Origin of the sequence: Imbroritus primus, from assembly GCF_964332355.1 — a bacterium.
In the GTDB taxonomy this organism is placed as follows: Bacteria; Pseudomonadota; Gammaproteobacteria; order Burkholderiales; family Burkholderiaceae; genus Imbroritus; species Imbroritus primus.
This window is the reverse complement of record NZ_OZ201294.1, coordinates 271880-298089: the sequence shown is the minus strand read 5'-3', so window position 1 is coordinate 298089 and position 26210 is coordinate 271880. Positions and strand designations below refer to the sequence as shown.

Genomic DNA, 26210 nt, shown 5'->3' with positions numbered 1-26210 from the left:
ACACGCGTCAGTGCCCCACTACAACTCATTGCGCAAGCATGACGCCGCGTGCTCCGCACACGCGGCGCGCCGCCTTCAACCCTGGCCGGCCAGCACCGCTTCCAGCGCATCCACGCGCAGCACCTCACCCGCACGCTCCGCACTGTAGCCGGCCAGTCCGCTGACCTGCGCGGGAAACTCCGGCCCGCGCAGTATGCCAAGCAGCTGCTGCATGGCTGGCTGCTCGAGCGTATCGGTGCGGCAGGCAAGCATGTAGGCCTCCTTGGCCACCGGGAGGAAATCGAGCTTGAAACGGCTCGCCGCCGCTTCCACGCCAAAGCCCACGTTCGCCATGCCGCTCGCCACAAAGGCAGCCACGGCGGCATGCGTGAATTCCACCTGCTCGTAACCCGTGATGTGCTGCGAGGCAATCCCGCCATGCTCGAGCAACAGGTCGAGCAGAATGCGCGTGCCGGAGTTGTGCTGACGATTGACGAAACGCACCTCGGGCCGTGTCAGGTCCGCCAGTGATTGGACCCCGGCAGGGTTGCCCTGTCCCAGGTACAGGCCCTGCGTCCGGGTGACCAGACGCACCAGTCGATGCGAGCGTGGCTTGAGGAATTTGTGCACGCGCGTCATCAGCTCCCCGCACGGCAAGTTGAGCGGCAAATGAAAGCCGCACAGTTCGCAGTTGCCCCGCGCCATTGACGCCATGGCGTCGAGCGATCCCAGGTATTGCAGTTCCAGCCGGGCCGTGCCGATCTGTGCGAACAACTCGGGCAGCAACGCCACGGCATAGCCATGGCTGGCATGCAGGCGCAGCGTCGGTTTGCTGTCGGAAATCGCCACATTGATCTCGCGGTCCAGCTCGACCGCCAGGTTCTCGAGTTGCGGACCGAGGCGTGCCTGCACGCGCTCCGCCGCCCAGGCCAGTTTCTCGCCCAGCGGCGTCAGCCGTGCGCCCTTGCCTTTGCTCAGCTCGACCAGCGGCACACCGAAAAACGCCGACCACTGGTGGATCAGGTTCCAGCAATGCCGATAGGAATAGCCGACCCGCACGGCCGACTCGGTGAGCTTGCCGGTGTCGTTGATGGCCTGGAGGATGCGGAACAGCAACGGATCGAGCTCCTGGCCGGCAGTATTGCGCAGCCGCCAGCCAGGTTCGACAGTAATCCACGGCTTAGGCATAAAAATTCATATTGTGGCGAGCAGAGTGCCAATGATACCTTGCCAATCAAAGCATAGGGGCACTTTGTGCAACTTATGCAATTGAATTCCTATTAGAAGCCATTGCAGGCGTCATCGCAAGCATTGCGAGCAGGAGACGAACGTGAATGCTCCACAGTCCCCCCAGGCCCAGGCGCGCGTGCAGCGCATCTGGGAAATCGCCCAGGCGCACCGGCAGATGCCGGGGGCCCTGCTGCCCATGCTGCATGCCTTGCAGGATGAATTCCGCTACGTGCCGGACGAAGCCGTCGCAGTGATTGCCTCGACGCTGAACCTGTCACGCGCCGAAGTGCACGGCGTGATCAGCTTCTATCATCATTTCCGCCGCCACGCGCCCGGTCGCCATGTGGTGCAGATCTGCCGCGCCGAGGCCTGCCAGTCGATGGGGGCGGCAGCGCTCGAAGCGCATGCCAAGCACATGCTTGGCTGCGATTATCACGAGACCTCGGCCGACCACGCCGTGACGCTGGAACCGGTGTACTGCCTCGGCAATTGCGCTTGCGGCCCGTCGATGGTGGTGGATGACGAAGTCGTCGGCCGCGTCGATACCGCAACCTTCGATGCCTACCTGCAGGAACTGCGCGGCACAACCCGGGAGGCATCATGACCCGCATCTACGTCCCCATCGATTCGAGCGCACTGTCGCTCGGTGCGGAACGCGTCGCCCAGGCGCTGCAGCGCGAGGCTGAACAGCGTGGCGCCGCCATCGAGATGGTGCGCAACGGTTCGCGCGGCATGTTCTGGCTGGAGCCGCTGGTCGAGGTGGAAACGCCGGCGGGACGGGTGGCCTTCGGTCCGGTCAGGCCGCAGGATGTCGCGGCGCTGTTCGACGCCGGCTTCCTGACCCAAGGCACGGACTGCCAGCACCCGCTGTGCCTCGGCCTGACCGAGGAACTGCCCTACCTGAAGAAACAGGAACGCCTGACCTTCGCACGCGTCGGCATCATCGATCCGCTGTCGCTCGACGATTACACCGCACATGGCGGTTATCGCGGCCTGCGCAATGCCCTCGCCATGGCAGGCGCGGACATCGTGCGCGCCGTCACCGACTCCGGCCTGCGCGGACGCGGTGGCGCGGCTTTTCCGACCGGCATCAAGTGGAACACGGTCCTGAATGCGCAGGCTGCGCAGAAGTACATCGTGTGCAATGCCGACGAAGGCGATTCGGGCACCTTCTCCGACCGCATGTTGATGGAAGGCGATCCGTACTGCCTCATCGAAGGCATGACCATCGCCGGCCTCGCGGTGGGTGCGACTCAGGGCTACATCTACGTCCGCTCGGAATACCCGCACAGCGTGAAGGCACTGCGCGCCGCCATCGAACGCGCCCGTGCCGGCGGCTATCTGGGCGTGGACGTACTTGGCTCGGGCCACGCCTTCGAACTGGAAGTCCGCATGGGGGCAGGCGCGTATATCTGCGGCGAGGAAACCTCCCTGCTGGAAAGCCTCGAAGGCAAGCGCGGCATCGTGCGCTTCAAGCCGCCATTGCCGGCGTTGCAGGGCCTGTTCGGCAAGCCCACGGTCATCAACAACGTGATGACCTTTGCCTCGGTGCCGATCATCCTCGACAAAGGCGCGGCGTTCTACCAGAACTACGGCATGGGCCGTTCGCGCGGGACGCTGCCGTTCCAGCTGACAGGCAATCTGAAGCACGGCGGGCTGGTCGAAAAAGCCTTCGGCGTGACGCTGCGCGAGTTGTTGTACGACTACGGCGGCGGCTCCGCCTCGGGCCGGCCGATCCGCGCCGTGCAGGTCGGTGGGCCGCTCGGCGCCTACGTGCCGGAGAGCCAGTTCGACGTGCCGCTCGATTACGAAGCCTATGCCGCCATCCAGGCCATGGTCGGCCATGGCGGCCTGGTGGCCTTCGACGATACCGTCGACATGGCACACATGGCGCGCTATGCAATGGAATTCTGCGCCGCCGAATCGTGCGGCAAGTGCACGCCGTGCCGGATCGGCTCGACGCGCGGCGTGGAAGTCATCGACCGCATCGTGGCCGACGAAGAGCGCGAAAAGAACGTGGTCCTGCTGCGCTCCCTGTGCGACACCATGCTGGCCGGCTCGCTGTGCGCTCTCGGTGGCATGGCGCCCTTCCCCGTGCTGTCGGCGCTCAATCATTTCGCGGAAGACTTCGGCACCGAACGGGCCGCCTGACGCACTCAAGATTTCAGGGAGACATCCATGTCACTTGCCCGAGAAACAGACTACGGTACCCCGGCGCGGCAGTCCGAGCAGCTGGTGAGCCTGACCATCGACGGACTCGAAGTATCCGTCCCCGCCGGCACCTCGGTGATGCGCGCCGCGCAGGAACTCGGCAACGCCATTCCCAAGCTGTGCGCCACCGACAGCCTCGAACCGTTCGGCTCGTGCCGCCTGTGCCTCGTCGAGATCGAAGGCCGGCGCGGTTATCCCGCCTCCTGCACGACGCTGGTCGAACCCGGCATGCGGGTACGCACGCAAAGCAGCAAGCTGGCCGAGCTGCGCCGTGGGGTGATGGAACTGTATATCTCCGACCATCCGCTCGACTGCCTGACCTGCGGCGCCAACGGCAACTGCGAGCTGCAGGACATGGCCGGCGTGGTGGGCCTGCGCGAGGTGCGCTACGGCATGGAGGGCGCGAACCACTTCGACAGCGCCAGCGCGATGTGCAAGGACGAGTCGAACCCCTATTTCACCTACGACCCGTCCAAATGCATTGTCTGCAACCGCTGCGTGCGCGCCTGCGAGGAAACGCAGGGCACGTTCGCGCTGACGATTTCCGGGCGCGGCTTCGAATCGCGCGTGTCGCCCGGTGAAAGCCAGCCGTTCATGGAATCGGAATGCGTGTCGTGCGGCGCCTGCGTGCAGGCGTGCCCGACGGCCACGCTGATGGAAAAGACCGTGATCGAGAAAGGCCAGGCCGAGAAGAGCGTGGTCACGACCTGCGCCTACTGCGGCGTGGGCTGCTCGTTCAAGGCGGAAGTGAAAGGCAATGAAGTCGTGCGCATGGTGCCGCACAAGGATGGCGGAGCGAATCACGGCCATTCCTGCGTGAAGGGCCGCTTCGCGTGGGGCTATGCCACCCACGCAGACCGCATCACGTCGCCCATGATCCGCGCCAGCATCGACGAACCATGGCGCGAGGTGTCGTGGGAAGAAGCGCTCAGCCATGCCGCCTCCGAGCTGCGGCGCATTCAGGCCAAGCATGGCCGCGGCGCCATCGGCGGCATCACGTCGTCGCGCTGCACGAATGAAGAAACCTATCTGGTACAGAAACTGGTGCGCGCCGTATTCGGCAACAACAACGTCGACACCTGCGCCCGCGTGTGCCACTCGCCAACCGGCTATGGCCTGAAGCAGACGCTCGGCGAATCGGCCGGCACGCAGACTTTCGATTCGGTGATGGAAGCCGATGTCATCATGGTGATCGGCGCCAACCCGACCGAGGGCCACCCGGTGTTCGGCTCGCAACTCAAGCGCCGGATCCGCGAGGGCGCCAGGCTGATCGTGGTCGACCCGCGTTCGATCGAGCTGGTAAAGACGCCGCACGTTGCAGCTGACCATCATCTGAAGCTGATGCCCGGCACCAACGTCGCCATCGTCAATGCGCTGGCGCACGTGATCGTCACCGAGGGGCTGGTCGACGAGGCCTTCGTACGGGAACGCTGCGAGCTGCCCTCGTTCGAGATGTGGCGCACCTTCGTCGCGCAGCCCGAGAACTCTCCCGAAGCAACCGAAGCGGTGACCGGCGTGCCGGCCGAAGCCGTGCGGCAGGCGGCGCGCCTGTATGCCACGGGCGGCAACGCAGCCATCTACTACGGGCTTGGCGTGACCGAACACAGCCAGGGTTCGACCACAGTGATGGGCATCGCCAACCTCGCCATGGCCACCGGCAACGTCGGCCGCATGGGCGTGGGCGTGAACCCGCTGCGCGGCCAGAACAATGTGCAGGGCTCGTGCGACATGGGCTCGTTCCCGCACGAGCTGCCGGGCTACCGCCACGTGTCGGACAGCACCGTGCGCCAGCAGTTCGAAGCCGCATGGGGCGTGACGCTCGATGCCGAACCGGGCCTGCGCATTCCCAACATGTTCGAGGCCGCGCTCGATGGCAGTTATCGCGGCATGTACATCGAAGGCGAGGACATCGTCCAGTCCGATCCCAACACCCAGCATGTGGAGGCGGCGCTACGCGCCATGGAATGCGTGATCGTGCAGGACCTGTTCCTGAACGAGACCGCCAAGTTCGCGCATATCTTCCTGCCGGGTTCGAGCTTCCTGGAAAAGGACGGTACCTTCACCAACGCCGAGCGGCGCATCTCGCGCGTACGCAAGGTGATGCCGCCGCTGGCCGGCTATGCGGACTGGGAGGTGACGCAGGCGCTCGCCAACGCGCTCGGCTATCCGATGCAGTATCGCGACCCGTCCGAGATCATGGACGAGATTGCCCGCCTGACGCCGACCTTCCATGGCGTGAGCTACGCGCGCCTCGAGGAACTCGGCAGCATCCAGTGGCCATGCAACGAAGCTGCACCGCAAGGCACGCCAATCATGCACATCGATGCCTTCGTACGCGGCAAGGGCCGCTTCATGCCCACGCAGTATGTGCCGACGGAAGAACGCGTCAACGCGCGTTATCCGCTGATCCTGACCACGGGTCGCATCCTCTCCCAATACAACGTCGGCGCGCAGACGCGGCGCACCGCCAACTCAATGTGGCACGGCGAGGACCGGCTGGAAATTCATCCGCACGATGCCGAGGAACGCGGCATTACTGAAGGCGACTGGGTCGGTATTGCGAGCCGCGCCGGCGAGACGGTACTGCGCGCCACCATCACCGAGCGCATGCAGCCGGGCGTGGTGTACACCACCTTCCACTTTCCCGAGTCGGGCGCGAACGTGATCACCACCGACAACTCGGACTGGGCCACCAACTGCCCCGAATACAAGGTAACGGCCGTGCAGGTGCTGCCGGTGACGCAGCCGGCGGAGTGGCAACAGCGCCATCGCAGCTTTACCGAGGCGCAGCTGCGCTTCCTGCCGCAGCGCGACAGCCAGGGTGGCAAGAAACACGACAAGGTGCAGGCCTGACATGCTGGCCCGCGCCCACGCCACCGACCTGCCCGGGCACGACAGCGTGCCGCCGCAGGAACGGCGCACACACGTGACGTACCGCACGGTGCAGGTCAACCGTGAAGGTCGGCTCGACGGCATGGACATCGTCGCCGAGGAAGTGCCGGTGGCGCTGGTCTACAACGGCGTGTCGCACGCCGTGATGCTGGCCACGCCGGCCGATCTCGAGGATTTTGCACTGGGCTTCTCGCTGACCGAGGGCATCGTCGCACAGCGCCGCGAAATCTACGACATCGTGGTGCAGCCCGGCGAACTGGGCGTGGAAGTGCAGATCGAGATCGCATCGGCACGCTTTGCCGCCCTCAAGGCGCGGCGCCGCAACCTGACCGGCCGCACCGGCTGCGGGCTGTGCGGCGTCGAGAGCCTGGAGGCGGCGGTCCGCCATCCGGCGCCACTGGCGCAGCGCGTGCGCGTGCATGACGATGTCATCCTGCGCGCCATGACCGAACTGCCGGCGCACCAGCCCCTGCACACCCTGACCGGCGGCGCCCATGCCGCGGCCTGGGCCGATCTCGACGGCAACCTGCTGCTCGCCCGCGAGGATGTCGGCCGCCACAATGCGCTCGACAAGCTGATCGGCGCCCTCGCGCACTCCAGCATCGACCTGACGGCAGGCTTCGTCGCGGTCACCAGCCGCGCCAGCGTCGAGATGGTGCAGAAAGCCGCGAGCCAGGGCATCAGCCTGCTCGCCGCCGTCTCCGCACCAACGGCTTACGCCGTGCGCGTGGCGGCCGAGGCCAATGTGGCGCTGGTCGGCTTTGCGCGCGCCGGACGTTTTTCCTATTACACCTGACGTATCCGGCGAACCGGATACCACCGACCACGACGGAACCGACCATGGACCTCGCATCGCTCGTCAAGATGGCCAACCAGATCGGGGGCTACTTCGAGATCTACCCCGACAAGGAATACGCCACGCAGGAAGTCTCCTCGCATATCAAGCGCTCCTGGGACCCGCGCATGCGCGACACCATCCAGCAGCGCCTGGCGGAAGCCGAGGCACTCGGGCTCACGCCGCTCGCCGCGGCGGCCATCCGCCGGCTCGGCGAGCGCGCCACGGCATGATCCGGCAGGCCGCATGGCGGCTATAATCGGCACATGCTTTCAAGAAGGAGCGTTTCGTGGCCGGCTATGATCCCCAGAACATTTTCGCGCGCATCCTGCGCAACGAACTGCCTGCACTACGGGTGTACGAGGATGACCAGGTCATCTGCATCATGGATCGCTTTCCGCAGGCCGATGGGCATGTGCTGGTGATTCCGCGCGAAGCGGCAGAAACGCTGTTCGAACTGTCGGAAGCCTCGCTCGAGGCCGTGGCACGCGTCACCAAGCGCGTTGCCGCCGCCGTGCGCCAGGTCACGCAGGCGCCGGGCATCCGCCTGGCGCAGTTCAATGGCGCCGCCGCCGGCCAGACGGTTCCGCATTTTCATTTCCATATCATCCCGATGCAGGAAGCGCATGGGCTGCGCCCGCACGGTCGCGTGGAAGGCGATGAAGCGCGACTGGCCGAACTCGCGGAACAGATCAGCGCGGCCTTGCGCGGCTGATTCCCCGCACCTGCGGATACACGTCAATGTACGTTTGATATCCGTTGGGGAGCGCCCCTTCTGATCGTGGGGCGTACCCGTTTCTGCGCCCATAATCCCTTGCTAAACAAGGAGATGGATACAGCGCAACTCAGGCGTGTACCGGAGCGCATCGCGGAACCTCGGGCCGGCATGACCGGCCCGTTTTCATTCAGCGCTTCTTGCCTTGCACTGCGTTGGTCTGCGCCTCGAGCGTGTCGATGCGGCGCTGCAGTTCGTTCAGACGCATGCGCATGGCGCGCTGCTCGACATCGAGGGCCTTGGCCTGTTCGTTGGCGGCCTGCTGCAGGGCACGTGCCTGCTGTTCCTGCTGGCGCTGGATGGCCAGATCAGCTTCCAGGCCACGCAGCCGGGCTTCGCTCTCGGCGATGGATTTCTCCGCCATGTCCTTCTGTGCGTCGAGCTGGATGATCTTCAGCTCGGCCTGGGCCATCGTATCGGTCTCGCGGTTGAAGTCGCGAAACACGGCATCGGCGCGCACCCTGGACGTGGTCTTGACCACGCGCCAGAAATTCTTCTGCTGGAACATCGCCACGTAGAAGGTCATCTTCTCCGGGTGATACAGCATGCTGGTACCGAAGTTGCCGTTATAGGCGGTGCGCATCTCGACCAGTTTCTGCGACTGGATCAGCTGCTGCAGTTCATGCACGGTTCCGCCAGCCGCAGGGGCAACCGGTGCAGCGGGAGGCGTGGCGGCAGCGGGTGTTGCAGCAGCCGGCGCGATCTGCGCATGCAGTTGGGGAGCGGCAAGCGCCATGGCCAGCGCAGCTGCGGCAGGCAAGGCGCGCAGGCATGCACGATGGTTGCGGTGCAGAAGACTCATAGGGGTCTCATAGACAAGGGTTGACCTGGATATTATTCGAGTTCGCGCACGTCCGATTCGGCATCGGCGATCTGGAACTTGCGCATTTTTTCCCACAGCACTTTACGGCTGATACCGAGACTCGCGGCTGTATCCTGCCGTCGCCAGCTGTTCGCGTCAAGGGCTGCGATGATCCGTTGCCGTTCTGCACTGGCGGGCGACACCGCCAGCGAACGCGGCGCCGGTTCAAAGCTGTCGGGCCGCAGATGGTTGAACAGCGGCCGCATGCGGCGCGCATCCCATGTACCGGCCTGGCGCACAAGGATGCTCAGGCGCTCGGCCAGGTTGCGCAGCTCGCGTACGTTACCGGCAAAGTAGGCGCTACCGATGGCGCCATGCAGCCAGTCCGGCATCGGCGGCAAGGCGGCATACTCCGCTTCGCCCATCACCCCACGCATGAAGGATTGCATCAGCGCGACTTTTTCTTCCGCACCGCGCTCCTCCAGCGTCGGGATCTGCAGCTCGATCACGGCCAGACGGAAGTACAGGTCTGCGCGGAACTTGCCCTCTGCGACCGCGCCGCGCAGATCCTTGTTGGTTGCGGCCACGAGCCGGAAGTCAAGCTTGACGGGAACGGTCGCGCCAAGGCGCGTCAATGCCATTTCCTCGATGACGCGCAGCAGCTTGACCTGCTGGTATAGCGGCAGGTCGCCGATTTCGTCGAGAAATAGCGTGCCGCCCGTAGCCTGCTCGAAGTAGCCGCGATGCGCGAACTGCGCACCCGTGAAGGCGCCCTTCGCGTGGCCAAAGAACAGCGACTCGAACAGACCGTCCGGAATCGCACCGCAATTCACGCCCACGAAGGGACCTGTGCCATACGTACGGTTACGCTCATGAAACAGCCGGGCAATGCGCTCCTTGCCGACACCCGTTTCGCCATACAGCATCACTGAGCTGTCGCAATCAGCGAAGGTATCGACGCTTTCCAGCAGATCGCGCATGGCAGGCGACGCGGCCACGAGATCGTTCTGCGGCTTTTCGGGCGCGGGCGCGTTCAGGTCCGGCAGCAGCTTGCGTAACTGCGCCTGCAGGTCGGCGCCCGTGAAATCGTGCTGGAGGATATGCGCATATTCCGGCGGATAACGGCCCGGATCGACATTGCGCTGCGGCTGGGCAACCCAGATCACCGGCATGCCTTGCGCGCCTTCCCAGTCGAGCGCGGTGAAGTTGCCCTGGTCGATGACCGATACGCTGATCACCGCCACGCTCGGTTTCAGGCGTGGTTCGGGCGGCAGGAAATCGATGCCGCCAGCGCGAATGACCTCGACGCCGAACGGCGCCATGAAGCGCGCCACACGATCGGCGATATCGTGCTTGCCTTCCCACACGTAGAGTTCCAGCGCTTCGTAAGCCAAGCGATCAGCTTTCATGTCCTTTCAACATCATCAATAAAACGGTTCTCAGAACACCAGCACCGGCCGGTTGCAGGAGATGGACTCCAGCTTCACATCGCTGATGCCAATCTGCACGCCCAGCAGCGCCAGCACGGGCTGCAGGATCGGATCGAGCGCCAGCAGGACGGGATACAGCGCCGGGCGCAGCACCGTGCCGATCACATCGCCCACTAGCGGCAGCGGAATACCCAGCGCGACGACGTCGAGCGCGACCGAACCCGACCCGAACAGCGCATTCGCCAGCGCCTGACCAACGCCGTTCGTACCAACGGTCTTGGTCGTGCCAATTTCGCTGCCGGAGAACGTGACGGTCTGCGTCGTGGCAGTCAACGGCAAACTGATCTTGGCGTCAATGCCAGCGATCAGCAAAGTGAGGATACGTGCCTTGGGCAGCGCCGAACATGTGTAGGTCGTGCCGATGGCCGGCAGTTGTGCGATACAGGCCGTGGCAATCCCGGTATCGACGCCGATACTGACGCTTGAGTTGGTACGCGGCACCGCACACTGCGCATCCGCCGCCCAGGCCGTGCCCGGTGCGACCTCGATCTCGACGGGTAGCGTGACGCCCGCAACTCCGACGTTGAGCACCTTGATCACCAGTCGCACGCGTGCCGCGGCGGAGTGCGCAACGGCATACCATTGACCGGCGCGTGGCCCGATCTGGACCTTGCCCGCTGGACCGATGGCCATCACCGGCGGCGTGACAATGCGGGTGCTGACCATTACCGAGGCCAGCGGCCCCAGGTCGATACCCAGGTTGTCGATCTGGATACCGGCCCTCGCATTCGCGACCTGCGCCGCGGTGGTGAGCAGATCGAGCAGATTGATGGCGGCATCGGCAGCCGACTCCTTGTTACCGAGCAGCGCAGCAATCGACAGGACGCTGGCGGCGCTGTCGCCCGCGTTGGTGGCAACGCGCACCGCGAGGTCGCGCACGCCTCCAGCCAGGGCTGACGCCGCACCGGCCGTGGCCAGCGAGCCGCGCAGCAGATTCTCCCGCGCGGCAACCGTCAGCGCGGCATCGAGCAGGCGTGGCAATCGGGCGTCCAGGTTGATCAGGTCATCGACCGTGCCTACCCCCAGTTCGGTCATCAGGTCGCCGAGCCTGATCGCGCTGTCCGCGAGACCCTGGTACGACGCCAGATCGAGATTAACTGTCGTGCCCAGCAAGGCTGACAGCGTGCGGTTCAACGGCCCCGCATCGGAAAGACGCGCTACGCCGGTTCCGAGCGAAAAGCCGAGGGTGGTATCCACGCGGGCAATCGCCGTGGCGTGCAGGAGCGGCCGGCTGTTGCCACTCAGCGCGGCGATCACGCCGGCGAAGAACGTGCCGTTTTCCTTCCGCGCCTCGACTTGCACGGCGTTGGCCACCGCGGTGGCGGGAACGATGCTGCTGAAGTGCGGCGCCGTCGGCGTCAGTGCAGGATCCCAGTAGCCTGCGGTCGGCGTGACACGATCCGCCGCGCCGGCCGCCACGAACCCGTTGGCGGCGGCGCTGGCCGCAGCCACACTCACACGGCCGGGGATACTCTGTACGGCGGCCATGGCCGCCATGTCTGCAATATTCTGGAGCTTGCGCTGCTGGAAAAACAGGTAGCCGACATCCACCGACACCAGGGCCGTGAGGGCCACCGTACTGGTCACGAGCGCCGCCATCACGGCCGTCGCGCCGCGCTGGGCGGTACGCCGAACCGCACGAAGGGGTCGGCCCTGGAATCTCATCGCCGCGCGTTGCCCTGGCTGGAATTGGGCATGCCGCCCGCACCCGCGGCGGTCGACTGGAAGGTCGGCGGAATCGGATGCGAGAAGCTGTCGAGATAACGTTTGCGGCTGAGTGCCGCCTGTTCGCCACTGACCTGCACCGGCTGGCCGGCCTGGGTGCCGTTGCGCTGGACGGCCAGCGCGGCGCGCGTGGTCTCGCCCACGGGCGGCGTCAAGGCCTGCTCGGCCCACGCGGCCACAGGCACGCAGAGGGTGGCAAGCCCCGCCAGCAGGATGCTGCAAGCCTGGCGCCGCAGGAAAGATGGGTAGGATAGATATGCCATCGGATGATCTCCATGCCGTTCGGTTACTGGGGCTGTGCATGCGGCATGCCGGCGGCGAACCGCTCCAGCACGCGACCCTGCTGCTTGCCGGCCACGCCCGGGCCGGACACGGCCGGTGCCTTGCCGCCGCCATCCGGGACGGCCGATGCAGCGGGTGCACGTTGCCCGGCCAGCCGGATCGCCAGCGCATCGCGGCGCACGGCCTGCTGTGTGGTCTCGGGAAAGGCGAGCTGCTGCATCATGGCCTCGGCGCGCGGCGCGTCACCGCTGGCCAGCAGATACAGTGCGATATTGCTCAGGACGTTGCGATTCTGCGGCGCCAGTTCTCCGGCACGCAGCACCGGCACACGCGCCGCTTCGACCGCGCCGCTGCGCATCAGCGCATAACCGAGGTCACTGGACATCAACGCATTGGTCGGATCGCGCTGGGCGGCTTCACGCAACGCCGTGATGGCTTCGGGGAAACGACCGTTGCCGCCGGCCAGCAGTCCAAGCCCGTGCCACGCCTGCGCCGCCACCGGCGAGGCCAGCAACTTGCGGTAGCCGGCGTCCGCCAGGGCATCCTGGCCCGTCGCACGCTGCGCATCGGCGCGCCGCAGGGCCAGTTCGTCGGTCATGCCAAAGCGCTGCTCATAGGCATCGATATGGGCCAGCGAGGCAAAGTACAGGCCTTCGGTCTGCATCTTCTCGATCAACGCGCGGTACATCGCCGGGTTGTCGATCTCGGCACGCTCGCTCGCCAGGCGGCGCTTGGCCATCTCGATTTCGGCGTCGGCCTGGCGGCTCTGCAGGTCATTGGTCGTCAGCAGGCTGCCGCAGCCGCCCAGCAGCAGCGCCAGGCATGCGGTTCCCAGCCAGGGTGTCGTCATGGTCATTCTCCGCACTTTCATCCCGCTATCCTCCCAGCGCCCGCAGCACGCTCAGGAAACCAGGGCCAGCAGTGACGATCAGGATGGCCGGCAGCAGCGTCACAATCATCACCAGGGTCATCTTGACGGTCAGCTTCCCGACACGGTCTTTCAGCCGCGCGCGCCGCGTTTCCTGAAGCCGCGTGCCGAACAGCCGCAGCGGCTCCTGGACCGCGCCGCCAAACTTGTCGACCTGCATCAGCATCTGCATGAGGCTTTTCAGGTCCTCGTCTGCGAACAATGCTGCCAGGCGCTGCAGAGTTGCCTCGCGCGTACGGCCACTCGCGAATTGCTGGTTGGCGCGCGTCAGTTCCGGCCCCAGCACGCGCAGCATCGGGCTGAACTCGGTGGCGATCACCTGCAAGCTCTGGTCGATGCTGAGACCCACGCCCTGCAGCAGGCGCAGCAGATCCACCAGGATCGGCAATTCCTCTTCCACCGCACGCGTGCGCCGCACCACGCGCTGGCGCAACAGCCACTTGGGCAGCAGAAAGCCAACGGCGAAGCCGCTGAATGCCAGCAACAGCCGCTGCCCGGACCCTGCCTCGAACAGCAGCGCCAGCATCATCAGCAGCAACGGCAACAATGCGCGGATGGCAGCAAAGGTAGCGCGAGGGCGGGGCCCGTAGAAGCCGGCGCTGTGCAGCAGCTGCACATCCTCCGCGGTCACCAGGTGATGCCCGATGCGGCTATCGATCCAGTGCGCGCCGACCCGCTCACCCAACCGTTCCCCAAGACGTGAGACCGATTGGTTAAGGGTCTGCGCGCGCTGCGGCATGTCTGCTTCCGCGCCGCCCTGGCGCGCCAGGGCGCTGTCGAGCGTGCGTGCCACACGTCGCCTGCGCAGGATGGGCACGAGCCACATGCCCAGCAGCAGGCCACCCGCGGCGCTCAGGAAAATCAGGCTCAACCAGGCAAGCGTCGCACTCATGGTCACACCGCCCTGCTGAGACGATAGAGCAGCGCCGCTCCCAGCACCTGCAAACCGACTGCGCCACAGAGTAGCGTGCGTCCGGTGGGATCGGCCCACATCGAGAACACGTAGCCGGGATTGGAAAGGATGATAAAGCCGCACAGGATGACCGGCAGCAGGCCCAGCACCCAGGCCGACAGGCGGGTTTCCGACGAGAGCGCGAGCAGGTCGCGCTGCGCCTGTTCGCGATCGCGCATGAAGGCGGCGGTACGTTCCATGACGATGTCGGCGCGGCCGCCATAGCGCTGCGACATGCGCAGCACGGCCGCCAGCAGTACCAGTTCCTCAATGCGGTACTGGCGCGCAATCTGGAACATGGCCTGGTCCAGGTCGGTGCCGGCGCGCTGCAACTGGACGACCTTTGCCAGGCAGGTGCGCAGCGGCGCTTCGGTCGCAGTGGCGGCACTCTGGAAGGCGGCGGGGATGCTGCTGCCGATGGTGATCATGCGCAGCACGCCATCGAGAAAGGTCGGAAGCTGCAGCCGCAGGCGTACGCCGCTACGGTCGGCGCGCTTCCAGATCCAGAACAGCGCAATCAGCAATCCGAGCAGCAGCGTCACCACTGCCGCCAGTCCGCCGCCCATCCACCATGCGAGCAAGATCACCAGCGCGAGCGGCGCGGCGCTCAGCAGGTAGAAGCGCCGTCCCGGCACGATGTCCGCGCGGGCCAGCAGATCGTGCCAGGCGCGCATGATGTCCGGCACGGCCTTGCGCTGCGGTACCGGCGTCTCTGTATAACGCGCCTGCACGGCGCGCGCCTGCTCGTCGATGAAGGCGCTGGCCTGCTCGCGCGCCATGCGCGTGCGCGCCACCGCCAACAGCCACAGTGCCGCACCGGAGAGGAACAGCACGCCGCCGAAGAGGAGCATGGCGATACTAGACATCGAAGCGCGTATCGAACATGGAGGTGGTGGGACGCATGCGCGCCAGCTTGGGCGAATGCGGCTTGATGCCGAGCGATGTCCAGCGGTCCATCTCCTCGCCATCGGCATTGATGAGCGGTTCGTAGCGATACAGTTCCTGCATCGACACGATGTTGTCGCCCAAGCCAGTGATCTCGGTGACCGACAGGATGCGGCGCTTGCCGCTCGACAGGCGGCCGATCTGTACGATGAAATCGATGGCGTTGGCGATCTGCCGGCGCAGGCTGACCTCGCTGCCCTGGAAACCGGCGAAGCCGGCCAGCATTTCCAGCCGGTACAGGCATTCGCGCGGCGAACTGGCGTGGATCGTGCCCATCGAGCCGTCGTGCCCTGTGCTCATGGCCTGCAGCATTTCCAGCACCTCGCCGCCGCGCACTTCGCCGACGATGATGCGGTCCGGCCGCATGCGCAGGCTGTTGCGCAGCAGGTCGCGGATCGACACGACGCCCGTGCCCTCGAAGCCGCCAGGCCGGCTTTCGAGACGCACCACATGGGGATGGTTGAGCGACAGCTCGGCGGTGTCTTCGATGGTGATGACGCGCTCCGTGTCCGGCACGTGCGTGGCCAGGGCGTTGAGCAGGGACGTCTTGCCCGAACTGGTGCCGCCGCTGACGAGGATATTGCAGCGCGCCTTGACCGCCGCCTCGAGCAACTCGGCAATCTCGGCATTCATGGTGCCAAGCGAAAGCAGGTCTTCTGGCCGCAGTGGATCCTTGCGGAACTTGCGGATCGAGACGATGGGACCCTGCAAGGCCAGCGGCGGAATGATGACGTTGATGCGGCCGCCGTCCGGCAGGCGCGCATCGACCATCGGGTTCGATTCGTCGAGCCGCCGGCCGATCGGTGCCAGGATGCGGCGCACGATACGTAGCAGGTGGCCTTGATCGGTAAAGCGCACGGGCATGCGCTCGAGTCGCCCGAAGCGCGACACGTACACGTCGAGATGGCCATTGACAAGAATGTCCTCGACCGCCGCATCGTTCAGCAGGTCCTCGATCGGGCCGAAACCCGCCAGCTCCTTGGTCAGCGCTTCGGCGACCTGGCGGATCTCCGCCTCGTTCACCGGAATGCGCTTGAGGCGGATATAGCCTTCCACCTCAAGGTCGACGAAACGCTTGATGGCAGCGGCGGACCAGCGTCCAAACTCGGCCCCGAGCTCTTCCACGCGTGTCAGCAGGTGCTCGTGCGCGGACTCCTTGATGTCCTGGAATTCCTGCGTCGCCGCAAAGGATGTGGAGGGCGGGCCCTGGTCGGCAAATTCAATGGGCGGATTCATACATCAGTTTCCGGAGAAGGATTGGCGCAGCAGGTTGGGCAGATGGCGCGACAGTTTGGCCTTCAGTCCTTCCCGTGTTTCCGCCATGCGATAGCCAAGCGCCGCACACAGGGGATTCAGGGCCCGGACATACGGATCGGCCGGCGCCTGTTCCGCCAGCACCGCGCCCTGGTTAGCCGAAAGCGTCAACGCTTCGCGCCGGTCGGGAACGGTAAGAACGGAGCGCAGCTCCAGCCGCTCGGCAATTGCCGCGGCATCGACGCCCAGCCGCGCGTCATATTTCGAGATGACAAGGTGAATCCCGTTGGTTTCAACTTCCCGCTTCTTGAGCTCCTGCAACAGCTCCGCCGCGGAAACGATGGCGCCCACGCTCTGGTCCGCCACGAGCAGGACTTCATCGGCTGCCTTGAGCAGGTGGGCCGTGAAATCCATATTATTGAATCCGCCCAGATCGACAATCTGCCGCTCGAAGAAGCTGCGCAGGCGATTCATCAGCCCGAGCGCCTCCGCATAGGACACGTCCTTCATGTCGGCCAGCGCGGCTGGCAGCGGCAGCACGGCGACACCGCTGCCATGCCGTGCCAGCGCGGTCTGCGCAAACACCTTGTCGAAACGCCGCACATTGCGCACGGCATCGGCGAAACTGAAATTGGGCGACAGATTCATGTCCAAAGAACCGTCGCGCGCCGGCAACCCCATGTCCATGAGCAGCAGTTCGTCATCGCCCTGGCGACGCAGCTGGCGGCGCATGTGCACCGCGAGGTTGATCGCCAGCGTGGTGGTGCCCACGCCCACGCGCGCGCCGATGATCGCGGTCACGCGGCCACTGCGTCCGGGCTCGGTTTTTTCCGCCTCGTGGGACACCCGCCGGACGGCCTGCACGGCATCGGCCGGCGCGCCGCCGATATCGATGAAGTCGCGCGCGCCGCAACGCATGGCGCGCACCACCATGCTGGCATCCTGCGTCGTGCCCACGGCAATCAGCGGCAGGTCGGGATACAGGGCCAGGAGGCGCTCGGCAAGCTGCGCCGACTCGTCGGCCTGGGCATCCATGAAAGACAGGAACACTACGCGGGGATTGACCACGCTGACCTGTTCGACAAACTCCGCCGTGCCGGGGCATACCGCGAGCGTGCCGAGATCATGCAGCGTCGTCCCGAGCCAGGCCCGCAGCTCGGAGGACGCCGTGTTCAGGAGAAAGGCAGGGACTTTCATATGGAACTGCGCCTCTTATCGAGAAAATCCCGGGGCGGCTTCCTGCGCGGCCCCGCCGAGGACGAAGGTCCGCCACGTCCACGGCTCGGCCGTCGTCTTGCCGTCGCCCGGCAGCGCGCGCATCACCGGGGCGTCGCGCGCGATTGGCTTGACCAGGTGCGGCGTCACCACGATCATCAGCTCGCGGTCTTCCTGATGAAAATTGAGACGCTTGAAAAACGTACCGAGGATCGGCAGATCGCCCAGCAGCGGCACCTTGTCGACGTTCGAGAGCGTATTGCGGCTCACCAGCCCGCCGATGATGAAGCTCTCTCCATCGCCCAGCTCAACCGTGGTGTCGGCGCGGCGGGTGATGATGGCAGGGACGGACGCTCCGTTCAGCACGATGCCGCGCGTTGCATCAAGGTCGCTGGCCTCGGGCGCGACCTTGAGGGCGATCCGGTTGGGCCCGAGCACGGTTGGCGTCACTGTCAGGCCAATACCGAACTGCTTGTATTCGATGGTGGTGGTGCCGAAGGCCTGCGGCACGGGAATCGGAATCTCGCCGCCCGCGAGGAAGGTCGCGTTCTGGCCGGACAGCGCAACCAGCGTTGGCTCCGCCAGCACGCGTGCCATGCCGTTCGCCTCCAGCAGGCTCAGGTTGCTGAAGATACCGCCGCTGATGCCTGCCACCAGATTGAAGGCGCTGCTGATGGGGGAAGTCGTGTCGACCGACAGGGACGGTCTGCGAGCCGGCGCGCCGGACATCTCATAGCTGCGCAGGCTGCCTGGCGCAAAGCTGCCGAAGGCAAAACCCGAGCGGCTGAGAAACAGGTTGAATCCGGCTTCTTTCAGCACGGTCTTGCTGAACTCCACCACCTTCACGTCCACCTGTACGGTGTTGCTCGCGGCGATCGGCGCCGCGCCATCTACGCGCACCTGATACTGCAGCGGCGCGCCGCCGCGCGGCCAGACAATCACGCTGGTATCGCCCGTCTTCTTGCCGACCAGCAGCAGGCTGCTCGTCACGCCACCGTTCTTGAGCAGCAAGGCATCCGCGACTTCGGGATTACCGATCGCCACGCGTTCTAGCGGCCGCCCCAGGTTCAGTGTCTGCTGCGCGCCGGTGAGCAGGCTGACGTTCTGCGGCGCGCGTTCCGTGGCGGCGGGCTGCGCCATGGCGGCGGCAGAGACGAGGCAGGCAGTACAAGCAATGAGCCGTAGAACTTTCATGAGCATGGTGACGGGTTCACATGGAAACGACGGTCGGGCAGATCGAGTCATTCAACACTCCGCTTGCCTGCGCGGATGACTTCGATCGTTGCGGCGGATGGTGCGGTGCCGGTCGGCCGCACAGCCGGCGCGACCGGTGCGACCGGCGGCACGACGCTGCGTGTGGCAACCGAGCCGGCCATGCCGACGAGCGCCACGCCTGCGGCTGCCCTGTCAAGTGGCTCGCGCGACGGCGGTTGCCCGGCGACCGGGGTCCGGACAGGCGACGGTGGCGCAAAGCGCCCGGCAGTGGGCTCGGCCGCATCCGCCGGATTGCGCAAGGCCAGCATCAGATGGCCGGCCTGCTGCGCAACCAATAGTTCGTTGACGTCATCGACCGGCACCGCCAGCACGGCCGTGCGGATAGGCTCGGCGCGCCGCCCTGCCGCGCCGTCCGGCGGTTGCGACGCCGCCTGGCTGATGGACTGCGGGCCATACGTCAGTACCCGTAGGCGGGAAAGCAGCAGACGCGCCTGCGTGCCGGCAATCTCCCGGTCATCGCGCTTGAGCAGGAAGAACACATCGACGAAATCCCCGGGCGCGATGCGATTGCCCACCCCGATCATTTCATCGACATTCACTGCCACGGCGCGCTGGCCCTCTTCCACCTGTGTTGCCAGTCCCGTGGCGAGTTGCGCGTCGATCAGCGGCACGCCAACGCCCAGGCTCACGACTGGCGCCCGCCCGACCACCTCGGTGACCTGCGCAAAAGAACCTTCAGGACGGATCGGCAACTCGACCAGCTTCAACTGGCTGGCGGTAATGGGCACGCCCGCCGGCAGCGCCTCCACCGTCACAACCACCGCATGGTGCTGGTTCGCCGTCTGCGGTGCGGCGCTGGCGGCAGGCTTGGGCGCGCGCGCGGCGTACCACGCGCCGAAACCCAGGAGGGCAGCGAAGAACAGCAGGACGGCGGCGATGATCTTGATGTGCTGGCTGGTCATGGTAGTTGTCGTCAATCAGGGTGCGGCGCCAGCCCCATGCTGGCGGGCGCCATGTACGGTTAATCGGTGCCGAGCTGGCTGGTAGCCCTGGCCTGCAATTGCGCCGGCAAGGGAACGAAAACAATATTGGGCAGGAATGGCGTGGCGCCGCCGGTCAGGTTGAATCGCAGCTGGACGGTCACACATTGGAATCCGGCCGGTGCAGTGCATGGGGCGGACGTGGCCGCCACATCGCCGCTGGCCATGCGGTTGCTGATGAACGGCGGCAACGCTCCACGTGCCGTGGCTTCGGCGGCGCTGACGCGCGCCGTCAACGTCGGCTGGAACTGCAGGGCCGCGCGCGACCCCTCCATGGCAGCCATGGTCAGCGCCTGCTGAATGACGAACACCAGCCCATAGAAAATGATGCCGAGCACCACGGCCAGCAGGACCGGCAACGCCAATGCCAGTTCCAGTGCAGCAATGCCGCGCTGGTGGCGGTGTTGCCAGGCAAATACCCCAGTGGCGGCTTCCCGTCGTCGCGTGATCACGCGGTGCCCCCTTATGCGTTTCTGTTCGGCCCGTTCAAATCGGTTCGATCAATGTTGTGCGGCCTCGATCCCGGGCCGCAGCCACAACAACAACAAGATGCCGCAGCCCATGTAGGCGGCGTACGGTATGCCGCGCCCGCGCGCCGCCTGGAGCGTGCGCCCCCCCAGCGTAATCGCCAGCGCATGGAGCCCGCCGAGCAAGGATGCCACGACCCAGACGATACCCAGACCAACCGGTCCGGCCAGCAGACCCGTGACGGCAAAAAACTTGGCGTCTCCCGCACCCATCCAGCCGAGCGCATAGAACAACGCGAACACGGCCAGGCCGACCAAGGCGGAAAGTACCGCCATATGCCATGTCAGACCGGGCCAGAGCGGCTGGCTGACGAACAGCAGCAATGCCGCCAGCGCAGCGGTCAGCAGCACCAGGCCGTTCGGGGCACGCCGGTATCGGACGTCATACCAGATCGCAGCAAGCGCGCAGGCGGCTGTTGCCGCCTGCGTCCAGGCCAACATGTTGAAGCGACTTGCGAGAGATGTGCCGGGACTTACGAAGCTGTCCCGCCCAGTGCCACCAGGATCGCATTGAACTTGGCCAGCAGCTGCGTACCGATACCGCTAACGGCAGTAATAATCACCGCAGCAATCAGGCCTGCGATCAGGCCATACTCGACAGCACTTGCGCCTTCGTCACGACGCAGAAACTCCGACACGGCTTTTTTCATGATAAACCCCCGATTTAGATAGCAGCCAACGGCAAGAAAGGCCCGCCTATTGCGGACGAAAACGCGCAAGTACAGCAGATCGGGAAGCGTGGTGAACTTTTTTCCACCTTCCCGAATTTTTATATTTTTTTAAATAATACTGCCTCTTAGTCGTTTGACAACCCCCTGTTGCGCGCCACACCCTACTTTAGAGGGATAAAATAGATAGCTGACGTGGTAAACCCGCATTCGCGGTTATGTATGTGATCACATATGCCTGTGCAATCCCGAATAAATAAAAAGGCACGTGGGCGACGGGACGCACCCACGTGCCTGCAAACCGAAGAGCAGCTCATCCATACAAGGAAATACCCCACTCTCGTTGGGTATTTCTTTTCCCGCAGCGCAATATCACAGGAAACTTGCATCGCCGGCTTTCACAGCAAAATGTGGGCCAGGCTACCAAGTTGGCTCGGAAAGGGCGTCAGCGCTCTGATAAAAATATCTTGAAGATCAGATTTTAAAAATTCTTATTTCTGTATTCTTATCTAGTTCATTGATTTAAAAGACTTTTATTTCTGATCTCGCCAACCCCCGCACAATGTCGAGGGCTTGCCGAGGGGATGTTCAAAGATCACTTTTGTTACCCCACGTTACGTAACACGAAACATCTTCGTAACGCTCCAGGAGAAAAAAGTCCTGCAATATGTCCGACCTCCCTGAAATCCAGATTACCGGCCAGGCCGCGCCCACATTAGCTTCGACATGGTTATTCCACCCCCGATTTCCAGCATTTTCCGAAATTTGTAACGTCGTTAAATTGCTGGCACAGCGTTTGCAGATCGTCCCCTGCATTCCGCCAAAAAGGTGTTCTACGGAAGCATCTCTTTTTAACAACGGGGACTATCATGGGTAAAACTCAAAAAAAATTCGGCCTTTCTGCCACCGCTTCTGCGGCACTGGCTTCTCTGGTATTGTTTGCGGGTTGCTCGAGCGGCAGCGGCTCCGGTAGTATTGGGGGCGGTGATAACACCCCGAGCATGCCGCCGCCCGGCTGTACCACTAATTGCGGTGGAGATAACCCGGATAATAAAAAGCCGACTCCCTTGGGGGAAACCACCGGCGCGCTCGGTAATGTTGTTTCGGAAACCGGCAAAGCCATTTCCGATGCCGGTAGCACCCTGGGTACTACCGCCTTGCCGATCGTCTCGCCGCAGACCACCGCCGCACTCGGCGGCGTCGTCTCGTCGACGGGCCAGACCGTGGCGGGCGTCGGCGATGCATTGAAAGACGGTCTTGGACAAATTGGCGTGATCGAGAACCCTGTGGGCGTCACGCTCACCGGCGTAGTGGGCGGCGGGGTCAACGACACCGGCAATATCGTGACCAGTGCCGGTAAGCTGGTGCAGTCGGTGGGCACCGGCCCGCTCGCACCGCTGAATGCGGTGACCTCGCCGGTGGGTGGCTTGGTCGTCGGCGTGGGGGAAACCGTATCGAGCGCGGGTAGCACGCTCGCCCAGGTGGTCGGTACCGGTCCGGTGGAACAACTGACGTCTTCGCTTAGCAAGACAATTGTTCCGATTACCACGACGCTGACCGATACCACGCAGCAGCTCGGCGCGGCGACCGGTCTGGGTCAGCCGGTAAACGGGCTGCTCCAGCAGGCGGGCGGGGTGGTCAACTCGCTCGGCAAGACGCTGACGACTTCCGGCGCACCGGTGGCCGCCGAGCTAGGCGATCCGGTGTCTGCCACGGGCGTTGCGGTGCAGACCCTGGGCGGCCTGCTGAATGGTCAGCCGGGTAGCGGCAATGTCGTCGGCGGTCTGCTCGGCGGCGGGAACGGTAGCGCCAATGGGGGCTTGCTGGCACCTGTCACCGGCCTGGTGGGCGGCCTGACTGGCGGCCTGGCTGGCGGTAGTGGCGCCAACGGCGGCCTGCTGGCCCCGGTCACGGGTCTCGTCAGCGGGCTGACGAGCGCCACAGGCGGCGCCAATGGCGGTGCACTGGCCCCAGTGACCAACCTGGTCGGCGGCCTGACAGGCGGTACGAATGGCGGCGTGCTCGCACCTGTCACCAACCTGGTGGGCGGCTTGACGGGCGCAGCCGGCGGCGCCAACGGTGGTGTTCTGGCGCCTGTCACCAATCTGGTCGGGGGCGTGACCGGGGGTGCCACAGGCGGTACGACCGGTGGCACGGGCACGACTACCGGCGGGCTGCTGGCCCCGGTAACCGGCCTGGTGGGCGGCCTGCTCGGACGTCGCTGATCCACCCACGCGCAGCGGGCCCACAGGCCTGCTGCGCAGCCTGAACCGGACAAAGATCCGGCCAGGATGAACAGTTGAAAGCAAACGGGAGATAGACGTGGGTTTCACACGGGGGAACAGCCATGGCGCGAGCATCGCGCTGGCCATGGCACTGACAGCAGGTTCGGCACACGCACAGCTCGCCAGGCCGCCATCGCCGGCGGTCGGCAACCCTGCCGACACACTGCCCGCCGCACGCCCCACGCCAGCGCTCGCCCCGGGGATCGATGTCCAGATCCAGCGGCCGACGCCGGCGCTGCAACAGCAACTGAACACACGTCTCACGCCGACCCGCTTCCGTATCGAAGGCGTGCAATCGCTACCCTTCGACAAGGTTGCCGCGCAGTTTGCCCCGATGGCGGGCCGCGAGGTCACCATTGGCGACCTGATCAAGCAGGCGGCGACGGTGACCCAGATGTACCAGGATGCCGGCTATCCTCTGTCGTTCGCGTTCGTGCCGGCGCAGAATTTCGATCAGGGCATCGTCCTGATCACCGTCGTGGAAGGTTATGTGGACAAGGTGACGGTCAACGGCAATGCCGGGCGTTCGGAGGACAAGATCCGCGAGATCGCGGCTGTCCTGCAGCGCAGCAAGCCATTGCGCCGCGACGACTTCGAGCGGTATACGCGCGTCCTCGGCCTGCTGCCGGGCATGAGCGTGGCGGCCACCGTCCACCCGCCACGCGCAACCGACGGGGCCAGCGAGATGGTGCTGGAAGTCAAGCGCAAACCCTACAGCTTCAATGTCGCGGCGGAATTCCGCGATCCCGGCGTGCGCGCCATCGCCACGGCCACGGCGCAGGGGCTGACGCCGCTGGCCGAGCAGGTTACCGCCTCCGCCCTGTTCCCGCGCGGCCCCGACAAGGAATCGTATTACGCCCTCAGCGTCGCCCAGCCGATCGGCACGGAAGGCATGAAACTGCAGGTCAACGCCTCTGCCTTCAAGGGGTCCCCGCGCAGCCCATGGCTGCAGTCGATCGGCTTCGAAGAGCGTTACCGCACGGAAACCCAGCGCGTCGGCGCCGCGCTCAGCTATCCGGTACTGCTCAACAACCAGCAGGATCTCACGCTGACCGGTGGCGTCTACGGCGCCAATACTTTCGAACGCTTCACACAGCGCGGCACTGGCGCGCGCGCGGAAATCACCACCGATTCGCGCGTGGTGCACGCCGAAGCCAGCTACAACGAGAATCGCGAAAAGCTGTCCCGCTCCGTCACGCTCGGCCTGTACAAGGGCGTTGACGCCCTGGGCGCACGCAAGCGGAATTCCGGCGCGGAACTCGAGTTTTTCCGCACACGGCTGACCATCACGCAAGCACACGCGCTGTCCTCCGATTTCGGGATAGTGCTGTCAGGTGCGGTTCAGTACAGTCGGGATCCACTCCCCAGCTCGGAGCAGATGAGCTTCGGCGGGCGCTTCTTCGGTATGGGCTATCGCGCCGGGGACATCGCCGGCGACAAGGGCTGGGGGCTGTCGATCGAAATCAACAAGCGCATTCCCTTGCCCTACACCTATGTCCGCATGGTGCAGCCCTACGTGCTGGCCGACACCGCACGTGCCTACATCAACGGGCCCGGCGGATTCTCGACGCGTATCGCGTCGGTGGGCGTGGGCGTGCGCATCTCGGACAGCAAGCACTACCAGCTCGACCTCGGCGTGGCACAGCCGGTGGGCGATCTGCCAAGCGTTACCTCGAGACGTTCGCCGCGCCTGAATGCGGCGTATGCCTATAACTTCGAATAGGGAACCCGGCCCCCACGGCAACCCCAGATGGCCCGGTCCTGACATAACGAAGATAACGAGGCGCAGTACAGTACGCCAGACTCCGCGCGATGCGCGGCCACGGCGTTTTTCTTGAGTACGGGACTCTTTCGTCTGGGGGTCGTATGGATACGCTGTATATTGTGTTGCTGACGCTTTCCGCCATGCTTGCCGCGGGCCTGCTGCTGGCGCCCATGGTGATCTTTATCCGCAAGGTCGAAACCGTGCTGTCCGAGGACCTCGGCAGCGCGCCGACCCAGGTGCGGCGGCAAGTGGGACGGCGCTGCTACTTCTGCATGATTCTCGGTAGCGTGCGCTACTACTACACGCCGGCCGCCGTGGCCAACAGGATGGCGGCCCTGATCCGGATGCAGTACGTACAGTTCCACGATTCCTGATACTCTGTATGCGGCCCATGCCTTTTGCACCGCTGCGTCCGGCACACATCGCCCCCGGCACGCGGACACTGAACAGGAGCCGCACCACTCGTGAGCGTTGACGCCGCGCACATTGTCCTTCTCGAAGACGATCCTGCCCAGACACTCTGGGTCCAGCAGATTCTCGGCGGCGCCAGATACCGCTGCAGTGCCGTGCCATCCGGCGAAAGCCTGCTGGCGGCGGGACTGCATCGGCAATGCGCGCTGCTGCTGGTCGACTGGGAGCTGCCCGGCATGTCGGGTCGGGACGTGGTCGAGTACATCCGGCGCGACGACCCGGCGCTACCGCTCATGTTCGTGACCAGCCGCTCGCTCGAGGAAGACATCATCAGTGGGCTCGCCGCCGGTGCAGATGATTATCTGGTGAAGCCCATCCGCCCCACTGTCCTGCTCGCCCGCATCGCAGCCCTGCTGACGCGACCGCCATTCCCTCCGCCGGCTGGCACGCCCATCGAGGTCGACGGCTATCGCCTCCAGCCAGAACAGCCGTACATCACGCTGCACGGCACGGCGGTGGATCTCGATCGCGTGGAGTACGAAGTCGCGCGCCTCCTGCTCAGCAACTTCGGGCGCATCGTGCCCCGTGCCACGTTCGAGGCGACCATCGCCATGTACAGCCCGCGTCCGGTGGGACTCGAATCCTGCCTTTCCGCCCTGCGCAGCAAGCTCGGCTTTCGGCCGCAGAACGGACTGCGCATCTCTCCCGTGTTCTCGCACGGCTATCGGCTGGAACATTTTTCTGCGTAAGCGGCGAGTGAGTCCCGGGCAGAGGCCGGGGACAC

The 26210-nt window shown here is 65.0% G+C and carries 25 protein-coding genes; 10 read left to right on the top strand and 15 right to left on the bottom strand.

Going from position 1 to position 26210, the window contains the following annotated elements:
* Window positions 1-75: 75 nt before the first annotated feature.
* Window positions 76-1167 carry a substrate-binding domain-containing protein gene (locus tag ACQ3C8_RS16310; protein WP_428853180.1) on the bottom strand — a complete coding sequence of 364 codons (1092 nt, stop codon included), beginning with the start codon at window positions 1165-1167 and terminating at the stop codon, window positions 76-78.
* Between the two features lie 142 nt (window positions 1168-1309).
* Here ACQ3C8_RS16310 and ACQ3C8_RS16305 point away from each other — a divergent pair, with 142 nt between their 5' ends.
* From ACQ3C8_RS16305 to ACQ3C8_RS16280, 6 genes are read left to right on the top strand one after another with little or no spacing between them, the layout of a single operon-like run.
* Entirely contained in the window at window positions 1310-1813 is a 504-nt protein-coding gene (locus tag ACQ3C8_RS16305) for a formate dehydrogenase subunit gamma (protein ID WP_428853179.1), read from the top strand.
* The gene (locus ACQ3C8_RS16300) at window positions 1810-3360 is read left to right on the top strand and encodes a formate dehydrogenase beta subunit (RefSeq protein WP_428853178.1); all 1551 of its coding nucleotides are present in this window, start codon (window positions 1810-1812) and stop codon (window positions 3358-3360) included. The genes ACQ3C8_RS16305 and ACQ3C8_RS16300 overlap by 4 nt, the downstream gene beginning before the upstream one ends.
* Window positions 3361-3387: 27 nt before the next feature.
* Window positions 3388-6273: a formate dehydrogenase subunit alpha gene (gene fdhF, locus ACQ3C8_RS16295; RefSeq protein ID WP_428853177.1), complete on the top strand. Its 2886-nt coding sequence runs from the start codon at window positions 3388-3390 to the stop codon at window positions 6271-6273.
* Window position 6274: 1 nt separating this feature from the next.
* Window positions 6275-7108, top strand: a complete 834-nt coding sequence (gene fdhD / locus ACQ3C8_RS16290) for a formate dehydrogenase accessory sulfurtransferase FdhD (protein WP_428853176.1) — start codon at window positions 6275-6277, stop codon at window positions 7106-7108.
* Between the two features lie 44 nt (window positions 7109-7152).
* A complete protein-coding gene (locus tag ACQ3C8_RS16285; RefSeq protein ID WP_428853175.1) occupies window positions 7153-7380 on the top strand; it encodes a formate dehydrogenase subunit delta in 228 nt (75 codons plus the stop codon).
* 56 nt (window positions 7381-7436) lie between these two features.
* On the top strand, window positions 7437-7862 hold the full coding sequence (locus tag ACQ3C8_RS16280) for an HIT family protein (RefSeq protein ID WP_009523564.1): 426 nt from the start codon (window positions 7437-7439) through the stop codon (window positions 7860-7862).
* 190 nt (window positions 7863-8052) lie between these two features.
* Here ACQ3C8_RS16280 and ACQ3C8_RS16275 read toward each other — a convergent pair whose 3' ends face one another.
* The 14 genes from ACQ3C8_RS16275 to ACQ3C8_RS16210 all read right to left on the bottom strand — a co-directional run bounded on the left by ACQ3C8_RS16275 (window position 8053) and on the right by ACQ3C8_RS16210 (window position 20947).
* Window positions 8053-8724 (bottom strand): DUF2968 domain-containing protein, encoded by a 672-nt coding sequence (locus ACQ3C8_RS16275; RefSeq protein WP_428853174.1) that lies wholly within the window; start codon window positions 8722-8724, stop codon window positions 8053-8055.
* A gap of 32 nt (window positions 8725-8756) precedes the next feature.
* On the bottom strand, window positions 8757-10133 hold the full coding sequence (locus ACQ3C8_RS16270; protein WP_428853173.1) for a sigma 54-interacting transcriptional regulator: 1377 nt from the start codon (window positions 10131-10133) through the stop codon (window positions 8757-8759).
* 30 nt (window positions 10134-10163) lie between these two features.
* Window positions 10164-11801 carry a TadG family pilus assembly protein gene (locus ACQ3C8_RS16265; RefSeq protein WP_428853172.1) on the bottom strand — a complete coding sequence of 546 codons (1638 nt, stop codon included), beginning with the start codon at window positions 11799-11801 and terminating at the stop codon, window positions 10164-10166.
* Between the two features lie 74 nt (window positions 11802-11875).
* The gene (locus ACQ3C8_RS16260; protein ID WP_009523560.1) at window positions 11876-12202 is read right to left on the bottom strand and encodes a DUF3613 domain-containing protein; all 327 of its coding nucleotides are present in this window, start codon (window positions 12200-12202) and stop codon (window positions 11876-11878) included.
* A 23-nt stretch (window positions 12203-12225) separates the two neighbouring features.
* On the bottom strand, window positions 12226-13071 hold the full coding sequence (locus tag ACQ3C8_RS16255) for a tetratricopeptide repeat protein (RefSeq protein ID WP_428853171.1): 846 nt from the start codon (window positions 13069-13071) through the stop codon (window positions 12226-12228).
* A gap of 25 nt (window positions 13072-13096) precedes the next feature.
* On the bottom strand, window positions 13097-14041 hold the full coding sequence (locus ACQ3C8_RS16250) for a type II secretion system F family protein (RefSeq protein WP_428853170.1): 945 nt from the start codon (window positions 14039-14041) through the stop codon (window positions 13097-13099).
* Between the two features lie 2 nt (window positions 14042-14043).
* A complete protein-coding gene (locus ACQ3C8_RS16245; protein WP_428853169.1) occupies window positions 14044-14967 on the bottom strand; it encodes a type II secretion system F family protein in 924 nt (307 codons plus the stop codon).
* Window positions 14960-16282: a CpaF family protein gene (locus tag ACQ3C8_RS16240; RefSeq protein ID WP_009523556.1), complete on the bottom strand. Its 1323-nt coding sequence runs from the start codon at window positions 16280-16282 to the stop codon at window positions 14960-14962. Before ACQ3C8_RS16240 ends, ACQ3C8_RS16245 begins: the two co-directional genes overlap by 8 nt.
* A gap of 3 nt (window positions 16283-16285) precedes the next feature.
* The gene (locus ACQ3C8_RS16235) at window positions 16286-17497 is read right to left on the bottom strand and encodes an AAA family ATPase (protein WP_009523555.1); all 1212 of its coding nucleotides are present in this window, start codon (window positions 17495-17497) and stop codon (window positions 16286-16288) included.
* Between the two features lie 15 nt (window positions 17498-17512).
* The gene (locus ACQ3C8_RS16230; protein ID WP_428853168.1) at window positions 17513-18715 is read right to left on the bottom strand and encodes a type II and III secretion system protein family protein; all 1203 of its coding nucleotides are present in this window, start codon (window positions 18713-18715) and stop codon (window positions 17513-17515) included.
* Between the two features lie 41 nt (window positions 18716-18756).
* Window positions 18757-19692, bottom strand: coding sequence for a Flp pilus assembly protein CpaB (gene cpaB, locus ACQ3C8_RS16225; RefSeq protein ID WP_009523553.1), 936 nt, complete (start codon window positions 19690-19692; stop codon window positions 18757-18759).
* A gap of 59 nt (window positions 19693-19751) precedes the next feature.
* A complete protein-coding gene (locus ACQ3C8_RS16220; protein WP_428853289.1) occupies window positions 19752-20117 on the bottom strand; it encodes a hypothetical protein in 366 nt (121 codons plus the stop codon).
* Between the two features lie 153 nt (window positions 20118-20270).
* Complete coding sequence (locus tag ACQ3C8_RS16215) at window positions 20271-20738, bottom strand: A24 family peptidase (RefSeq protein ID WP_428853167.1); 468 nt, start codon at window positions 20736-20738, stop codon at window positions 20271-20273.
* A 32-nt stretch (window positions 20739-20770) separates the two neighbouring features.
* Window positions 20771-20947, bottom strand: coding sequence for a Flp family type IVb pilin (locus tag ACQ3C8_RS16210; RefSeq protein WP_009523550.1), 177 nt, complete (start codon window positions 20945-20947; stop codon window positions 20771-20773).
* 887 nt (window positions 20948-21834) lie between these two features.
* On the opposite strand from ACQ3C8_RS16210, the gene ACQ3C8_RS16205 reads away from it, so the two are divergent.
* From ACQ3C8_RS16205 to ACQ3C8_RS16190, 4 genes are all read left to right on the top strand, one after another.
* Window positions 21835-23190 (top strand): collagen-like triple helix repeat-containing protein, encoded by a 1356-nt coding sequence (locus ACQ3C8_RS16205; RefSeq protein WP_428853166.1) that lies wholly within the window; start codon window positions 21835-21837, stop codon window positions 23188-23190.
* Between the two features lie 145 nt (window positions 23191-23335).
* A complete protein-coding gene (locus tag ACQ3C8_RS16200) occupies window positions 23336-24973 on the top strand; it encodes a ShlB/FhaC/HecB family hemolysin secretion/activation protein (RefSeq protein ID WP_428853288.1) in 1638 nt (545 codons plus the stop codon).
* 143 nt (window positions 24974-25116) lie between these two features.
* A complete protein-coding gene (locus ACQ3C8_RS16195) occupies window positions 25117-25389 on the top strand; it encodes a hypothetical protein (RefSeq protein WP_009523547.1) in 273 nt (90 codons plus the stop codon).
* 90 nt (window positions 25390-25479) lie between these two features.
* Window positions 25480-26175 carry a response regulator transcription factor gene (locus ACQ3C8_RS16190; RefSeq protein ID WP_428853165.1) on the top strand — a complete coding sequence of 232 codons (696 nt, stop codon included), beginning with the start codon at window positions 25480-25482 and terminating at the stop codon, window positions 26173-26175.
* The last annotated feature ends 35 nt before the right edge of the window (window positions 26176-26210 follow it).